Here is a 15,589-nt window from a genome sequence, read left to right as displayed (position 1 = left end):
CCATCTCCTGCCCACAGCGGGCATGTCACATCGTGGCGGCCAACACCTCGTCAAAGCCGTCGACCAGCGAGGCGTGGAACACCTCGTAGTCGGGTATCGCCGCGCTGTCGACATCGATTCCGAGAAAACAGGTATCGACGTAGGTCAGCAGCGTGACGTTGACGGCGGAACCAATTGTTGGGCCAAAAGCGTACTGCCCGCGTACCGCAGCGCCACCGAGGAACACCGGCACCGGAATCCCCGGCACGTCGCTGGCCAGAAAATCGACGTGGCGCAGCACCGAACCGATGTACCACCGCGGCACCAGGTTGAGAACGCCGGCAATCAACTGCGTGTAGGGCAGCGACCTCTCCTGGCGGACGGTGCTGACCCGTTCATGGATCGCCCTGATCCGTTGTGCCGGATCGGCTTCGCCCACGGGCACATCGAACCGCATCAGCGTGATCCGATTCCCACCCATTGCGTCGGTTTCGGTCCGCAGGCTGATCGGCATCGATAAGTGCAGGTCGCCAACGGTGACGTCATGTTTCTCGTGGTAGTGGCGCAGCCCACCAGCCACCCCGGCAACGAACGCGTCGTTGAGCGCTCCCCCGTGGCGGTGCGCCGCCTCGCGCAGCTGCGGCATCGGTATCTCGTGTACTCCGAGGCGGCGGATCAGGCCACGCTCCTTAATCAGCGGCGACCCGGCACGATTGATCGGACGGACAGTCCGGTAGACCGATTCGGCGGTGGCCGCCGCCGATCGGAGCGTCGCGATGGGCCGTCGAACGCCGTCATACAGCAGCCGTGGCACCCCCGTGACCGCTCCCGTCACCGCGCTGCCCAACACGCCGCGGTCATACCGCCAGGCATCCCGGTACCCGCTGAACCACGATGGTCTCGGCGACCGGGGCTCCGGCGGCCCTGGTTCGCGTGCATCCACCCGGGGGGACACGTCGAAGAGTTTCATCGCGATCTGCACGCCCCCGATGCCGTCGGTGAGGGCATGGTGAAACTTGAGTATCACGGCGGCGCCGCCATCGTCGAGGCCATCGATCAGCGTCGTCTCCCAGAGCGCCCGCGCCCGATCGAAATCTTGCATCGCGGCCAACCGGGCCATCTCGAGCAGATCGTCAAGCGTGCCCGATCCTGGAGCGGCGGCTCGGCGCATGTGGTAGTCCAAGTCGAAGTCGACATCGGGCTCCCAGCGCGGCGGGGCCGGCGGCGGCGATGCCACCACCCGCTGCCGAAACATGGGCATCGTACGGCTCATCAGGTCGAATCGTGCGCGCACCTCATCCCAGTCCGGTGCTCGCTCCAGCAGCACGATGCTGACCACGGTGGATCTCAGGCGTGGGTCACTTTCCATCGCCCACGTGAATGCGTCACTGTTGCGCATGAATGCCGTCATGTTTGCTCCCGCCACCAACCTAGGACCGCCGGCGGCAAAGGTCACAGGTTTATTGGCAGCCAAGGACTTTGGTCCCCGGAAAAGGGGCCCTTCGGCGCGGAGCCGCCGTGTCAGTCGCCGAGGACCCGGCGCGTGTAGTCGTTGCGAAAGACGCGGTCTGGATCGAGACGATCGCGAACCGCGGCGAAGCGATCCCAGTGTGGGTAGCGCTCGCGGAGCGTGGCAGCGGTCTGATAATGGCGTTTGCCCCAATGCGGCCGCCCCGCGTACTCGTCCATGATTTCTTCGACAGCGCGGAAGTAGGTCTCGAACTCCATCCCGGTGTACTGGTGAACGGCGATGTAGCAGGTGTCCCGGCCGTGGGCGGTGGACAGCAACGCGTCGTCGGGAGCCGAGAACCGCACCTCGAGCGGGAACATGACCGGCAGATCACGCCGGCGGACAAGGTCGATGACCCGCTGCACAGCCTCGCGTCCATGCTCGCGCGGGATGGCGTACTCCATCTCGGTGAACCGGACCTTGCGTTGGGTCGCAAAGACTTTGTAGGCGCGGTCTTGCACGTCCGACGACGACATCAAGCTCGTCATGAGGCGGTTCAGTCGCGGGGCCATTCCTCCGAAGCGCCGGCCGGTCTGGCAGATCAGACTCAACCCGGCGTTTTCGAAGTCCTCGCCGATGGTGCGCTTCCATTTCGGCGTGGGCTTGGGCGCCTCGTCGCTGCGGCGCATGATCCGGGTCAAAGCCTCATCCGCATAAGGGAATACAAAGAATTCGAAATGGTCGTTGCCGTCGACGAACTCGTCAAGGCGGTCCAGGGTTTCCGCCATCGAGCGTTTCTCGTCATGGCGATGCAGGGTATACAACGGCACCACCCGCAGAGTGACCTGCGAGATCACCCCGAGGGAACCAATGGCCACCCGAGCTGCCAGATAGTCGTCGCCCTCCGACAACGTCAGGATGTCCCCGCTCGCGGTCACCAGCCGCAGCGATTCGATATTCGCCGACACGTTCTGAAAGCGTGCGCCCGTTCCGTGCGTGGCGGTCGCGGTCGCGCCCGTGATCGATTGCGGATCGACGTCACCCTGGTTTTCCAGCCCCAGCCCGCGCTCTGCCAGCAGGGGTCCCAGCGCCCGCAGTTTCGCGCCGCCCTCGACTGTCACCCGACAACTAGCCGAGTCGGCGTCGACAAGGCGCTGCAAGCCAGTCATGTCGATCATCACTCCGTCGGTGCAGGCACAGTCGGTGAACGAGTGCCCGCTACCGACCGCGCGGACGCGTTCACCTCGCTGCGCGGCCCGGGCGATGACGTCGGCGAGTTCGTCCTCAGTGGTTGGCCGAACGATCGCCGACGGTGAGCAGATCTGCTCACCGGGCCAATTGGTCCACACAGGGCTCATCGCGCCAACTCCTTAATGACAGATTCAGCGACGGTGACCGCATGGGCCACCGTCTCGTAGCTCAGATACTCGGGTATGTCGGACATTTGATGGTAGTTCGGTATTGACTTGTGGCGGTTGATCGATACCAGGCATGCGGTCGGGTAGCGGGCACGGCTCATCAGCACTGCATCGGTGCTATTGCGGGCTCGCATGCCCCGACGCAGCGGCGCGTCAGCGCGCTCGGCGGCGCGTGCAACCAGGTCGCGGAACGGACGATGGAAGTAGTCTTCCATGATCGTCGTGCCCTCACCCTCGAGCATGATGAGCTCGGGTGAGCCGACCGTGTCGCAGTTCAGAAAGTACGTTCGGTCGCGGTCGAGCTCCGGCGTATGGCGTGCCATGAAGCCATAGATCCCACCCTGCAACACTTCCTCGGCGCCAAGAGACACGAGCAGGACGCGCACGCCCTGCACGGGTCGCTCGCGCAGCCGCTCGGCCAGAGCTACCAGCGCGGCGACCGCGGAAAGATTGTCGTTGGCACCGGGAACGACCGGACTACGTGCGATGTCCGCGAACAATGCGGTCGCCAGGGCGCTACCGACCGTTCCCGCGAACATCATCCCGCGACTCCGGCGCAGAGCACCGACCCCGGCGAGCGCTGGCGCCAGAATTGGCCCCCACCAGTTGGGCAGCTGGGTGTCGACGCGTTCGACTATCCCCGGGATGTGCTCAACGAGAACTTCCTCTATGTGGGTCTCGAAGAATTTGCCGCTGTGCGCGGCGTCGTGGTGAGCACACACGACGACGGTCCGGTCGCCCGCCAGATCGCCGGCCTCGGCTACCGCATTCCATGTCGTCCCGGGCTTCTCGGTCCATTTTCGTGCGACGCGCGGCCCGTTGGAGCAGTCGTCGGCGATCGCCAGTCCCGCAGCAATGCCCGCCAACGCAGCCGGGACGCGCAAGCGCCGGCTGACCAGTCCCGCCATTCCTGCCGCCACTCCGATCGCCGACAGCTTGACCTGCAGGCGCGGGTAGCCATCGAAGTATTCTTCCTCTTCGATGCGGGCATTGTGGGCTCCCGCCGAGCGCAGCCTTTCCACGATCCAGCTGGCTGCCTCCAGCTCGCCGGGCGCGCCGGCGACGCGTTCGATCGGCGCCAACGTCTCGACGACGTCGCGCAGGGTGGCGAGCTCAGTCGGCAGCGGGGTTATCGCGGTCATGCCGGCTCCTTTTCGGGTGCCTTGAACTGGGTCACTGAGCGGGCGCCGCATCTGCCCCGTGGGCATCCTAGTCGGCGAGGCGGCATCACAGAAAGGTCTGCCCCTCGCCGCGATACGTCGGGACGGTGTCGATGATCGTGGCGCCCTGAACCAGGTGCAGGCGGTCGAACCGCTCACACAATTCACCGGCCTTCGTGTGGCGGAAGTAGACCCGATCACCGATTGCCAAGTGCCGGATCCCGTCGCCGGACAGCGGCGTTTGCACCTCACCGGTGCCTTCTATGGGGTCGAGTTTCAGCCCGGTGGGCAGGTAGGGGGTCGGCATGCGATCCTTGGCACCGACCCCGCTGGCCAGGTAGCCACCGCCGAGCGCGGTCACGGTTTTTTCGTTGGGCCGGCGACATATCGGCAGCGCGAACATCGCGGCCGGCTGCAACGTGAACGTGGAATACGAATCGAACAGGGTCGGCGCGTAGAAGCCGGATCCGGCCGTGGCCTCGGTGATCGCCGGTTCCTGGGCAACCAGCTGCAAGTCACCGGTTCCGCCGGCGTTGACGATCGTCAGGTCCGCCACCTCGCGCACGAGTTCGACAGCGCGGGCGCGGCGCTCACGTAACTCCGCGAACGACTTGCGCTGCATCCACCCCACGACAGCGTTCTGCGCACGCTTTCCGGCAACCTGATCGCCGAATCCCGCGATATGGCCCTCGTAGGACATCAGCGCAACCAGCTTCAGCGCGGGCCGCCGCGAGATCTCCACCGCGAGTGCGCGAGCCTGCTCAGGGGTGTGTAGCGGCGAACGCTTGGGACCGATTTTCACCCGCCCGCCGGCTCGCCAGTAGCCGGCGTCGAGATCGAGACACAAGCGCACCGGCCGGTCGGTCGCGCTCTCGATGATGTCGAGATGCTCGACGCTGTCGACCATCACGACCGGTGCCCCTTCTGGATTCTCGGCGGTTATCGCGCCTAGCTCGCGCAGCGCGACGCGGTCGGTGGTCGGGTAAGCAAGCAGGAGATTAGTAAAGCCGTGCCCCGCCAGCCACAGCGTCTCGCGCAGCGTGAATGTCATCAGTCCTTCGAATCGCTCACTGGCGTCGAGGATTTCACGCAGTAGGGGCCGGCAACGCAGCGATTTCGAGGCAACGCGGATCGGTTTGTCGCCCGCACGCTTGCGCATGTGCTCGGCGTTGCTCCACATCGCGTCGAGGTCTACGAACGCGAACGGCGCTTCATGGTCGGCGAACGCGTCTTCATAGCGTTTCAACCGGCCCGGCGCATCCAGCCGCACCGGCTCGTCCGAACGTTGCTCGCGACCCGCCACCTCGTGCACGCCGTCACCCTACTGAACGTCGCTGGTCCGTACAGGCGGTTTGTCGTAGCACGGCGGGTCGAGCGGCCCGAAGCGTGTGCGTTTTGACGTCGAAATCACCACGTAGTGTGCAGACTGCCCACTACCGCCGGTGGTGGCCGGGTTTCTAGGGCTGCCCCGGGGCACCGTCTTGGCCGAACAGCAAACCGCCGCTGCCGCCAAGGCCGCCGCTCGCCCCGCCACTACCGTTGCCGCCGTTGCCGCCATCACCGATGAGCTGCGCGTTGCCGCCATTGCCGCCTACGCCCGTGCCGCCCGGGGCGCCGCTGCCACCGGCGCCCCCATTGCCGAACACGACGGCACCGAGACCGCCGGAACCTCCCACGCCGGCACCGCCCCCACCACCGGACCCGCCGGCGCCGCCGTTGCCGAACAAGAACGCAGCGTTGCCTCCGGCACCACCATTACCGACACTTCCGCCCCCGCCGGCGCCGCCACTACCCCCGGTGCCGCCGTTGCCCCAGACAACGCCGCCGTTTCCGCCGGCGCCGCCCTGGGCGAAGAACAAGCCCCCGGAACTCGTGGCACCGCCGTTGCCGCCCATGCCGCCGGTACCGAAGAGCAGCCCGGCACGTCCGCCGTTGCCACCGATGCCACCCACCAACGTCGGATCCTGCAGGCCGGTGGTTCCGATGCCACCGCCGCTGCCGCCCATGCCACCGGTGCCGATCAGCGGGGAATTGCCGCCGGCGCCGCCGAATCCACCCGAACCGACTAAGCCGTCGGTGGCGCCGCCGGTGCCGCCGTCTCCGCCCATCCCGCCGTTGCCGCCGGCGCCACCGGTGCCGAACAGCAGACCCGCGCGGCTGCCCGTGCCACCGAGCCCGCCGACACCACCATTTCCGCCGATGCCAGCAACGGCGGCCGACCCGGCCCCGCCGGTCCCGCCGTTACCGCCGCCCCCACCGTTTCCGGCTAGCCCGGTAGCGCCGCCATCGCCGCCCGAACCACCGTGGCCGCCGAAGCTCTCTAAGTCGTCACCCAGTCCGGCACCGCCGCCACCACCGGCCCCGCCGCTTCCCGCGTCGCCGAACAACAAGCCGCTCTGGCCACCGTTGCCACCCTGGCCACCGAAACCACCTACACCCTGGACGGTCCCATCGGTAGTCCCGCCGGCACCGCCGGTCCCGCCGACGCCGCCGATGCCCGCGAGAAGCGCGCTCGAGCCGCCCGCCCCACCGATCCCGCCGATCCCGCCGGCGGGCAGGATGCCGGGCGAGGGGCCCGTGGTCGGGGCGGCTCCGCCGATGCCGCCGGTCCCGCCAGCGCCGCCGAACCCGTAGAGCAGCCCCGCGCTGCCGCCGTTCCCGCCGGCCCCGCCCGTGGTGCCCACTCCGCCCACGAGCGGAGCGGGACCGCCGTTGCCACCGATCCCGCCGGCGCCGCCGTTACCCCACAGCAGACCGCCGCTTCCTCCGACGCCCCCGGCGAAGCCGTTGACGCCGGCGGTAATGGAGTTTCCGCCGGCGCCGCCCGCGCCGCCATTGCCCCACAACCCGGCACTGCCGCCATTGCCACCGCCCTGGTTGTCCGCACCGGAACCGCCGTTGCCGCCGTTACCGAACAAGATCCCGCCGTCACCGCCGTTCTGGCCGGTCCCTGCCAGGCCGTCGGCGCCGTTGCCGATCAGTGGGCGGCCCAGCAACGCCAGGAACGGCGCATTGATGACGTTGAGCACGTCTTGCTGGACTGCTTGCAGGGGCACGGCACTGGCAGCCTCGGCAGCAGCGTATGAACCCGCGCCCGCTGTCAGGGTGCGCACGAATTGCTCGTGAAAGAACGCCGCTTGGGTGCTCAGCGACTGATAGGTCTGAGCATGCGCGCCGAACAACGCCGCAATGGCCAGCGATACCTCGTCGGCACCGGCAGCGACCAGGGCCGTTGTCGGGGCGGCCGCGGCCGCGTTTGCCTCGCTGATCGACGAACCCACGCTGGCCAGGTCCGCGGCCGCAGCCACCAACAGTTCCGGCGCAGCGATCAGATACGACATCAGGGACCTCCCACCAGCTCATGGAAACCCGGCGGGTGCCCGGGCGCCGACGAACCCTCGACAAAGGGTATCGCCATCTGGCCAGCACACCCCGCATTTCCGCGTGTCCTACTATCCGTTTCGCCTTGCGGGTCCGGAACGTTTCAGGGCGGGGGTATCGGGCGCGTCAGGCCGGGCTGCGTTCGGCGGATTCGCACAGTGCGGTGTGCGTGCAGCCTCGGCCTGTGTAGCTCAGCCGTGCAGCTGTTCGACCGCCGGCGTGTGGGAGCCTTCCAGAGACTCGACCGCGGTACGCAGCCGGGCGGAAACCTCCTCGGCGATTGGAACAAGCTTGGCTTCCTCGGTCACCTGCACCAGTAGCTGCGGATTCATTGCCTCGACGAGCACCGCGTCGGCACGCTGCGGGTCGGCGCGCACCACGACGTTGCAGGGCAGCAGTAGGCCGATCTGGCGATTCACGTCCACGGCGCGATGCGCCAACGGCGGGTTACACGCGCCGAGGATGAGATAGTCCTCGATGTCCTCGCCCAGTTTGGCCTTCAGGGTTGCCTTCACGTCGATCTCGGTCAACACACCAAAGCCCTGCTCCGCCAACGCCTCACGGGTGCGGGTGACCGCGTCCTCGAAAGTGGTGTGCAGCGTTGTCGACAATGCGATGTCCATGCTTGTCATCCTCCGTCTTTTCGATTCTCTCCGGTGGTTTCGAGTCGCCCCAGTGCCTTTCAGGCAAGAGCGAGAAACAGCTTCTCCAGTTCGGCTTCATTGAGCGTCGCCGCACCACCGTCTGCGGAACCAGCGACGCATTCCTTCAATCCCGTCGCGACAATCTTGAAGCCGGCCCGGTCCAGCGCACGCGACACCGCGGCGAGCTGGGTGACCACTTCCTTGCAGTCGCGGCCCTCCTCGATCATCGAAATCACCCCGGCAAGCTGTCCTTGCGCACGCCGCAGCCTGTTCAGTACGGCGGCGATACTGTCTTGATCACCAATCACGGTGGATCCTCTCGTCTGGTCAACCTCATCCCATAGTACCCAGGGGGGTATCTCTGCGCACCACACATCGGTGAGGAATATACCCTATGGGGTATCTGTTGAGGAAGGTACAGCGCCAATCGAAAGGACGGACCATGACCACGACCGATCTGACGCTTGCGACGTTCGAGTCCGCTGTCGTAAACAATCCGCTTGTACTGGTGGATTTTTGGGCTTCCTACTGTCGACCCTGCCAGGCCTTTGCGCCCATCTATGAAGCGTCGGCGCGCGCCCACCCGGATGTTGTGCACGCCAAGGTCGACACCCAGGCGGAGCCTGAACTGGCGGCCATGGTGGGCATCCGCTCGATCCCGACCATCATGGCGTTCCGAGATGGAGTGCTGGTCTACAGCCAAGCCGGTGCGATGACGCAGGCCGTGCTGGATAACCTCGTCAGCCAGATAAAATCGCTGGATATGAGGGTGGTACGCGCCAAGATTGCCGCCCGAAGAGGCGTCGTGGCCTGATCGTCGAAGAGCAGTCGGCTTTCGGGTCGTTGGCGGTGCTCTGAGGGCGCGGCACTGTCATGGAGCTAACGGCGCGCCAGCAGCCATGCGCAACCGCTCCCCTCTCCGGAGGCCACCAGATCGAGGTGCGCGAACGCGGCGAGGAGCTCACCGGGCCGTGCACGGAACGGCCCAGGAGCGGCTCCCACTTCGCTCAATACCTCCATGGCGAGCAACCCGCCAGGCGACAGCCGGTCGATGATCGCCTGGTGGAGCCGCGGGTCGCGGAATTTTTGACACACGACAACGTCAACTTGCGGGCCGGGCGGCAAACCATCGTCGAGGTCGGCGACCGCAAACCGACATCGATCGCCGACACCAGCGCGCCGCGCCAGATCTCGTGCTTGATCAACGGCCACTGGCGAGACATCTACTCCCACAACGTCCAGGCCGCGCCGTGCCAGCCAGACCGTCGACATTCCCCGGCCACAGGCCAGATCGAGAGCCGTTCCCGCGATTGGGATTACGGCCGAGTGGGACGCCAGGAAACCGGGCGCGACGACCCCGCGAACCGGTGCCGGTCCCAGATTCGCATAGTGCTCGTCCCAGTGGCGCCCGTCCTGCTCGGCCACGGGCGCCACCCTACGACGATGGCGCGCTGAGACCTGAGGCGGGCATCGCAGTGGCGATCTGGGGCGCCCCAGTCTGAGTTTCAGACGTTAGCTGCCCGGCACACATTCACCGTTACACTGGATAGCGTCTCAATGATCCATTCCTCGCACGCGCACTCTAGAGATCGCGGTATTCAAGGTGGTTTTTCGCAAAATAGTGGATTTGCTGAAATAAATCCGCGATAACGAGGGCTATGAAGTCTTCCAGGGTAGCAATATCGTCTGGATTGACGATTTCGCGGGCAAGCTTTACGGACCGCACTTCACCGCCACCGGTTACGGAGATCTGCACCAGATCTTCGTCGCTCTTGGATGTGAACACTGATTGAGCAACCGTGTTATGCCAGCTGCCAATACTAGTCCTCAGACTCTCGAGCAGATTCTTGGTCAGCTCGAGATTGGAATGGAAGTCCATAGTGGCGGTTCGCGCGCTGAGTTGCTCTCTTACACCGAGGAGCTTTTGGTGCGTGTTGTTGATAACACTCCGCGCGAGCTCGACCTTCTCCGTGAGCTCTTCGTCAGCAGCCGACTCGGTGCTGAGGCCGTTCAGGCCAGCTTTGGATTCCACAACGCCCCCTCATATGGTTGCGACCAGGACACTTTCGCGTTTGCCGGTACGGGCGTCAGACCGGGCATGCGGACCCCCGCAGCGGTGCTCGCCGCAGGCTCCGAAGCGGCTGAAGCCGCCGGGGCGGCGCCCAGTCCGGCCATTCCGGTGCCCGGCATCACCGAGGCCGCCGGGCCCGCTGTCGATGCGCCGGTTGCCCAGGCTGGCGGCACCGACAACCCGCCCATGGATCCCGCTCGACCCATGCTCGCCGACATCGCGCCCGCCCCGCCGGAGCCCAAGCCCGACGTGCCGAGCCCGCCAGTTAGGCCAGCGCCCGCTGGTGCGGCTGGTGGCATGACGAAAGACGAAGCTGCCGGCGCCACCGGTCCCATGGCCGGCGCCACCGATCCCATGCCCGGGCTCGACGCGCCCATCGACGCCAAACCAGGAGCGACCATCGCCGCAGACGATGCCGGCCCTATTGCGGGCTGCATCAGCGACCCCACCGATTGCGGTGCCATCGATGCTGGCTGGGCGAGCCCTTGCAACGCCTGAGGTACCGCCTGGAAGAGCGCGGTTGCACCCATCATTGGGGCGCTGCCGGCAGCGCCGAGGGTCTGCATGGCCTGGTTGACCGCGTCGGCCTGATCTTGCGGCCCGGTCGATGTGGTGGTCGGCGGCGGCGAGGTGAACGGGCTCAGCGCGGTCGCGGCAGCAGCGGCGCCGGCATACCCGTACATCGCGGTGGCATCCTGTGCCCACATCTCGGAGTACTCGGCCTCGGTGGCCATAATCGCCGCAGTGTTCTGTCCGAAGATGTTGGTAGCGACCAGCGCCGCTAGCTGAGCGCGGTTGGCCGCGATCGCCGGCGGGGGCACTATCGCCGCGAACGCGGACGCAAAGGCGCTCACCGCCGCCTGCGCCTGGGCCGCTGCCTGTTGAGCTTGCGCGGACACACCATTGAGCCAGGCCACAAACGGCTCGGCCGCGGCTGCCATCGCACCCGCCGTCGGCCCCTGCCACGACTCATCCGGCAACTCGGAGACCACCGACTGGATGGAAACGGCCGTGGAGTCCGCATCGGCGGCCACCCCGTCCCAGGCCGCCGCGGCGGTCATCATCGGCTCGGGCCCCGGACCCGTGTGCATCTGGGCCGACGTGATCTCGGGGGGCACTGCTCCAAAATCGGTGGCGGCCGCGGCTGGCATCATCGGGACGCCGGAAACGGGTTCGCCAGCGATCATGTTTGCGAGGTTTTGGAAGAAAGAACCGAGATCTTGGCTGAGCGCAAGCATTGTCTGGTCCATCCGAATGCCCAGTGCCCGCACGAAAGCGCTGAGTCCTATAGACAAATCATCCAGGGATGCGATCGAAGTTATTATGTTGTCGAACATCGCCGATTCTAGGGGAATAATAACATCGGAGACGGTGCTGGAGAAGGTAAGGAATCCACCGATCACATTATCCATGAGCGGCCCTACCGCGTCGATGAGCGGTATCAATGGAACGAGAGAATTGCTCACCAGGGACGACATAAAGTCGCCCACGCCAATAACGGCAGGCCCGAAGCTGCCCACAGCGTCGGCCGCCAATGTGGCGAGGGAGCCTGCGCTGTCGGCAATCTCCTGAAATGCGGGACCGGCGGCGGCAAGAATATCCAAGAGCTGATCAGTGCTGCCGAGCAAGGTGCCCAAACCGGCGAACAACCCCGGAAGATCCAGGTCAAAAAAGACGTCAACGAGCTGTGGAAAGACACCATTGATAAGCTTGACAAGATCGTCGAGCGAACCGTTGACATCTAAGTGAATATTTCCCCCGGGAAGACCGCCCATTACCTTACCCCGCTCCTCTTCTACTAGTTTTACTTACCTGTTTTCAAGTACTGATACCGGTGCCTGCCGGTGATCATTACGGATGAGTGCAGCCGAAGCCGTTCGCTGCAATTTGCCTGACGGCGTCTTGGGAATGGTTCCAGGACCGAGGACGACGACGTCGCGCGGTCGTACGTGGACCTCGCTGAGAACCTCGTCGGCCACCTGCCGCTCGATGCGATGGGCCTGGTTGCGGTCCTCGAAGACGTTGGACTCGACCGCGACCGCGAAACTCTCCCACAGATGCCCCGCGTTGAGCCGCACAGCCACCGCGCAGCCCGAGCGGACGCCGGCTACTCGGCCTGCGGCCCGCTCGATGGCGGTGGGATAGACGGCACCACTTGTCGTGGTGATGACGTCTGCGACCCGGTCGCACACCACGATGTGGCCGTTCTCCATCCGGTAACCCAGGTCGCCGGTGTCATACCAGCCCTGCTCATTTCGCGCCCGGACGAAACCTTTCGTCGTGACATAGCCCGGGGTCAGCGATTCGCCACGCAGCTCAATCACCCCGACGTCCCGGGTGGGTAACACCGTGCCGTTCTCGTCGACGACACGAACCTCCAGTCCCTGCAATGGCGGTCCCAGCGCGGCCAGCCTGCGGACGTTACCCGCGGTGGTCGGTACGGCACGGCGCGACGCTGACAGCAGGTCGGCGTCCACCTCATCGACCACCAGGCCCACACCGTATTCGGAGAACGACACCGCCAACGTGGCCTCCGCCATCCCGTAGGCCGCCAAGATCGCCTGTGGCTTAAGCCCGAACGGCGCGCCCGCGTCGATCAGATCCTCGATATCGCCCGGCTCCACCGGCTCGGAACCGGAAAGCGCGAAGCGCAACGTCGACAGGTCGAACTGGCCCGGCTTGGCCTGCTCGCGTAGCCGTCTCGCGAACAGCGCATAAAAGCGGTTGGGGGCGCCGGTCATCGTCGCCTGGTATTTGTCGATCAACGTGGCCCAGAGCAGGGCGTCCCGTAGGAAATCCATCGGGGTGACCTTGACCAATTCGAGGCCGAAACACATCGGCAGTGTCAAGAAGCCGATCATCCCCATGTCATGGGCGCATGGCAACCAGCTGACCATGACCTCGTTGTCGACGTCGGCGCCGAACCCAGCGGCGGCGAACATCGCGGCGATATTGGAGTACAGGTTGCGGTGGGTGATCAGAACCGCCTTGGGTCGCCCGGTAGACCCGGAGGTCAGCTGTATCAGCGCAAGATCGTCCTCGTCGATGTCGCTTGGATCGGCCGGATCGGAGGCCAGCAGGTGATCGACCAGAAGCACCTTGACTCCGCGTTCCTCCAGCATGGACACAGTCGCGAAGAACCGCTCGGAGACAATGACGGTGCTGCACTTGATCGTCTCGATGGCTGCGCTGGTGTGGTCGGCCCACTCCATCAGGTCGGTGCGCGGTGGGGGCTGGTGCAGCATGGACACGGCCGCTCCGCGTATCCACAGCCCCTGGGCGATCGGGGCGATCTCCACTGGCGCCTCGACCAGGACACCGATGGTGTCGTCGTGGCCGATACCGGCGGCGGCCAGCCCTCCCGCCACCCGACGAGCACGCTCGTGGACCTCACGCCAGGTGTGCCGGACCGGGGTGTGTGGTTCACCAGTCACCATGCCCCTGGTGCTCTCACAGGCATTGCGAATCATCGTGTCGGTAAACCGGCTCACAACTACCTCCTCGGCCTCGGCGCCGACTGACATCACCGCCAGTTTGGAACTCGTTGCGGCGTCCGCATAGAATCGCCAGAGCGCACAACGCAACACACCGTCGTCGACTGAAATCCCAAAGCCGCCAACACAATTGGGCGGACAAAGCGATCACGTCGAAACGGCAACTAGCTGACGCGAAGTTTATGGCGTCGACGTGCGTTTTCGCGGGATCCATTCGGACTCCCCGCCAATACGCAGCATCCTTGGAGCCTTCTCACAGCTACCCGGCGTGCGCTTTACTCGCCCTTGATGTTTCATACACTCGCCCTTCATTTTTGGGCGATCGGGGACACCCGTCAGCAAGACGGAGAAGCCGGGGTTTGCTATGGCAGCACGGTGTGCATCAACATCACGTTGTATGCCGACCACAGCGATAAGTTGAAGTACACGTCTTTACCGGTCGACCATGGGTGCATCATCGGCGCGTAGATGCCGCCGGGTATCTGGAAGGACGATACGAGCAGTTGTTCGGGACTCCACGGTCCCTGCGGAGCCGGCGCGGTCCTTGCCACGACGTCGTTCGCGCCGTTGGTATACATCGCCAGGTATTGCTTGAGATAGGTGTTGTATTGGACCGACATCTCGGCCACCGGCCCCGGGATGACGGGCGTCGCTGCGCCCGGATTCTTGGGAGCCCACGAGTTGGATTCCCCATTCCAGTATTCGTACTTGGTCAGGTCCGGCACAAAGCGCTGCGGAACTCGGGCGACGTGGGCCGGGCCACCTCGTCCGCCCGGCGTCCCGAACGAGTAGAGGTAGCCGTCGGTGCCTTTGACGAACGCCCCCATCTGGAAGTTCTCGTTTCCTGGAACGAATTTGGCTTTCGCGGCGCCGTCGGGCCTGGAAGTGCGGATGGTGCCGGGATAGACCCCCCAGTTCTGGCCGTTGTCGCGGGACACCGCGATCGCCGAATAGTTCGTCGTCCACTCACCGTCACGAAGCCAGTCCCTGATGGACATGAAATTGACGAACTGGGTTTTCCCGACGGATATCCCCGAGGTGGGAATGATTCCCGTCTCATTCGGTGCGAACTTGATGCTGTTGATGATCTGTTTGGAGAAACCCGGCTGCCGCAGCGGGGAGCCCGAGTACCTGTTGGAAGCATGTCCGGGCTCGATCGTGATTCCGTGCTCCAGATCGCGGTCTCTGCTTCGGAACAGCGTGTTGTAACGCCACTGGTGGCCGTCGACGCTGCAATAGCCGACTGTGTCACCGAAGGCCATGAGTACCTGCTTGTTGGCGGGATCGCCGTTGTCCCACATAACCCCGAGGTCAGTGCCGGAGATACCGAAACGTTCCAGGGTGTGGTTGGGGCTTTCCGGTCCGCTCACCCAGCCAACGAGCGATGTCGGCGCACCGCCGATCGGGGGGGGCGGGTCTGCCGGCGGCGGGGGCGGTGGTGGCGCCGGAGCTGGGGCCGCGTTCGGACTGGGCGCAGCAGCAACCGGCGGAGGTTGGTGCGCCGGGGCGGGCGGACTGGGGCGGGGCACCGCCGCTTGGCGCTGGGGTACCGCCGCCTGATGTTGCAGCGGCGCGGACTGCGGAGCATGAGGGTTGATCAGAGCAGATATCAGCGGGCCCAACTTGGGCAACGGCGCGCGCTCATTGGCACCTCGAGGCCTGCGCCCGGTGGGTAGCGGTCGCCGACGCGACGGTACCGGGCCGAGCGTGGTGGACTCGGGCGCGGTCACCACCGCGTTGGGTGGCGGCGGACCATGCGCGGCGTCCCCCGTGCATGGCACGGCCGTCGCCGGCGCCGCGAGGCCTATCGCAACGCTGAGTCCGGTAACGGCCGCCGACGCCATCACGATGGACACTGTTCGAGGAAGCGGCGACATGTCACACCTTTCGAGGGCGGAGCGCTGGGTTGACCTCCGCAGTTCGCTGATGTGACGATAGTGATCTATGGGGTAGATGGGATCGCCGATTCGCAATGGGTATGCATCCGTGACA

The 15,589-nt window shown here is 65.5% G+C and carries 13 protein-coding genes; 1 reads left to right on the top strand and 12 read right to left on the bottom strand.

From position 1 onward, the window contains the following. Nucleotides 1-25: 25 nt before the first annotated feature. The 7 genes from F6B93_RS10965 to F6B93_RS10935 form a co-directional block, all read right to left on the bottom strand. On the bottom strand, nt 26-1,390 hold the full coding sequence (locus F6B93_RS10965) for a wax ester/triacylglycerol synthase domain-containing protein (RefSeq protein ID WP_211699121.1): 1,365 nt from the start codon (nt 1,388-1,390) through the stop codon (nt 26-28). A gap of 110 nt (nt 1,391-1,500) precedes the next feature. Beyond that, nucleotides 1,501-2,787, bottom strand: coding sequence for a D-arabinono-1,4-lactone oxidase (locus F6B93_RS10960; protein WP_211699120.1), 1,287 nt, complete (start codon nt 2,785-2,787; stop codon nt 1,501-1,503). Further along, entirely contained in the window at nt 2,784-3,989 is a 1,206-nt protein-coding gene (locus tag F6B93_RS10955) for a M28 family peptidase (RefSeq protein ID WP_211699119.1), read from the bottom strand. Before F6B93_RS10955 ends, F6B93_RS10960 begins: the two co-directional genes overlap by 4 nt. An 85-nt stretch (nt 3,990-4,074) precedes the next feature. Next, complete coding sequence (locus F6B93_RS10950; RefSeq protein WP_211699118.1) at nt 4,075-5,319, bottom strand: amino acid deaminase/aldolase; 1,245 nt, start codon at nt 5,317-5,319, stop codon at nt 4,075-4,077. 145 nt (nt 5,320-5,464) lie between these two features. After that, a complete protein-coding gene (locus tag F6B93_RS10945) occupies nt 5,465-7,348 on the bottom strand; it encodes a PE family protein (RefSeq protein WP_211699117.1) in 1,884 nt (627 codons plus the stop codon). Nucleotides 7,349-7,579: 231 nt separating this feature from the next. Next, on the bottom strand, nt 7,580-8,011 hold the full coding sequence (locus F6B93_RS10940) for a DUF302 domain-containing protein (RefSeq protein ID WP_211699116.1): 432 nt from the start codon (nt 8,009-8,011) through the stop codon (nt 7,580-7,582). A gap of 59 nt (nt 8,012-8,070) precedes the next feature. Continuing rightward, nucleotides 8,071-8,340, bottom strand: a complete 270-nt coding sequence (locus F6B93_RS10935; protein WP_211699115.1) for a metal-sensitive transcriptional regulator — start codon at nt 8,338-8,340, stop codon at nt 8,071-8,073. Nucleotides 8,341-8,474: 134 nt separating this feature from the next. On the opposite strand from F6B93_RS10935, the gene F6B93_RS10930 reads away from it, so the two are divergent. Next, complete coding sequence (locus F6B93_RS10930) at nt 8,475-8,846, top strand: thioredoxin family protein (protein WP_211699114.1); 372 nt, start codon at nt 8,475-8,477, stop codon at nt 8,844-8,846. A 65-nt stretch (nt 8,847-8,911) separates the two neighbouring features. Here the strand turns inward: F6B93_RS10930 and F6B93_RS10925 are convergent, their stop codons facing one another. From F6B93_RS10925 to F6B93_RS10905, 5 genes are all read right to left on the bottom strand, one after another. After that, a complete protein-coding gene (locus F6B93_RS10925; RefSeq protein WP_211699113.1) occupies nt 8,912-9,457 on the bottom strand; it encodes an SAM-dependent methyltransferase in 546 nt (181 codons plus the stop codon). 157 nt (nt 9,458-9,614) lie between these two features. Next, nucleotides 9,615-10,064 (bottom strand): YbaB/EbfC family nucleoid-associated protein, encoded by a 450-nt coding sequence (locus tag F6B93_RS10920; RefSeq protein WP_211699112.1) that lies wholly within the window; start codon nt 10,062-10,064, stop codon nt 9,615-9,617. Then, nucleotides 10,043-11,878 (bottom strand): PPE family protein, encoded by a 1,836-nt coding sequence (locus tag F6B93_RS10915; protein WP_211699111.1) that lies wholly within the window; start codon nt 11,876-11,878, stop codon nt 10,043-10,045. Before F6B93_RS10915 ends, F6B93_RS10920 begins: the two co-directional genes overlap by 22 nt. 33 nt (nt 11,879-11,911) lie before the next feature. Beyond that, nucleotides 11,912-13,594: a fatty acyl-AMP ligase gene (locus F6B93_RS10910; RefSeq protein ID WP_211699412.1), complete on the bottom strand. Its 1,683-nt coding sequence runs from the start codon at nt 13,592-13,594 to the stop codon at nt 11,912-11,914. 365 nt (nt 13,595-13,959) lie between these two features. Next, nucleotides 13,960-15,474, bottom strand: a complete 1,515-nt coding sequence (locus F6B93_RS10905) for a glycoside hydrolase family 183 protein (protein ID WP_211699110.1) — start codon at nt 15,472-15,474, stop codon at nt 13,960-13,962. Nucleotides 15,475-15,589: the final 115 nt, after the last annotated feature.

It is taken from the genome of Mycobacterium spongiae, assembly GCF_018278905.1.
Lineage (GTDB): Bacteria > Actinomycetota > Actinomycetes > Mycobacteriales > Mycobacteriaceae > Mycobacterium > Mycobacterium spongiae.
This window is presented reverse-complemented; position numbering and strand designations above follow the sequence as displayed.

What these genes read in the sequence shown, in the direction of transcription:
- F6B93_RS10965 (WP_211699121.1), bottom strand. Translation starts at nt 1,390, where the DNA reads ATGACGGCATTCATGCGCAACAGTGACGCATTCACGTGGGCGATGGAA.
- F6B93_RS10960 (WP_211699120.1), bottom strand. Translation starts at nt 2,787, where the DNA reads ATGAGCCCTGTGTGGACCAATTGGCCCGGTGAGCAGATCTGCTCACCG.
- F6B93_RS10955 (WP_211699119.1), bottom strand. Translation starts at nt 3,989, where the DNA reads ATGACCGCGATAACCCCGCTGCCGACTGAGCTCGCCACCCTGCGCGAC.
- F6B93_RS10945 (WP_211699117.1), bottom strand. Translation starts at nt 7,348, where the DNA reads ATGTCGTATCTGATCGCTGCGCCGGAACTGTTGGTGGCTGCGGCCGCG.
- F6B93_RS10940 (WP_211699116.1), bottom strand. Translation starts at nt 8,011, where the DNA reads ATGGACATCGCATTGTCGACAACGCTGCACACCACTTTCGAGGACGCG.
- F6B93_RS10930 (WP_211699114.1), top strand. Translation starts at nt 8,475, where the DNA reads ATGACCACGACCGATCTGACGCTTGCGACGTTCGAGTCCGCTGTCGTA.
- F6B93_RS10915 (WP_211699111.1), bottom strand. Translation starts at nt 11,878, where the DNA reads ATGGGCGGTCTTCCCGGGGGAAATATTCACTTAGATGTCAACGGTTCG.
- F6B93_RS10905 (WP_211699110.1), bottom strand. Translation starts at nt 15,474, where the DNA reads ATGTCGCCGCTTCCTCGAACAGTGTCCATCGTGATGGCGTCGGCGGCC.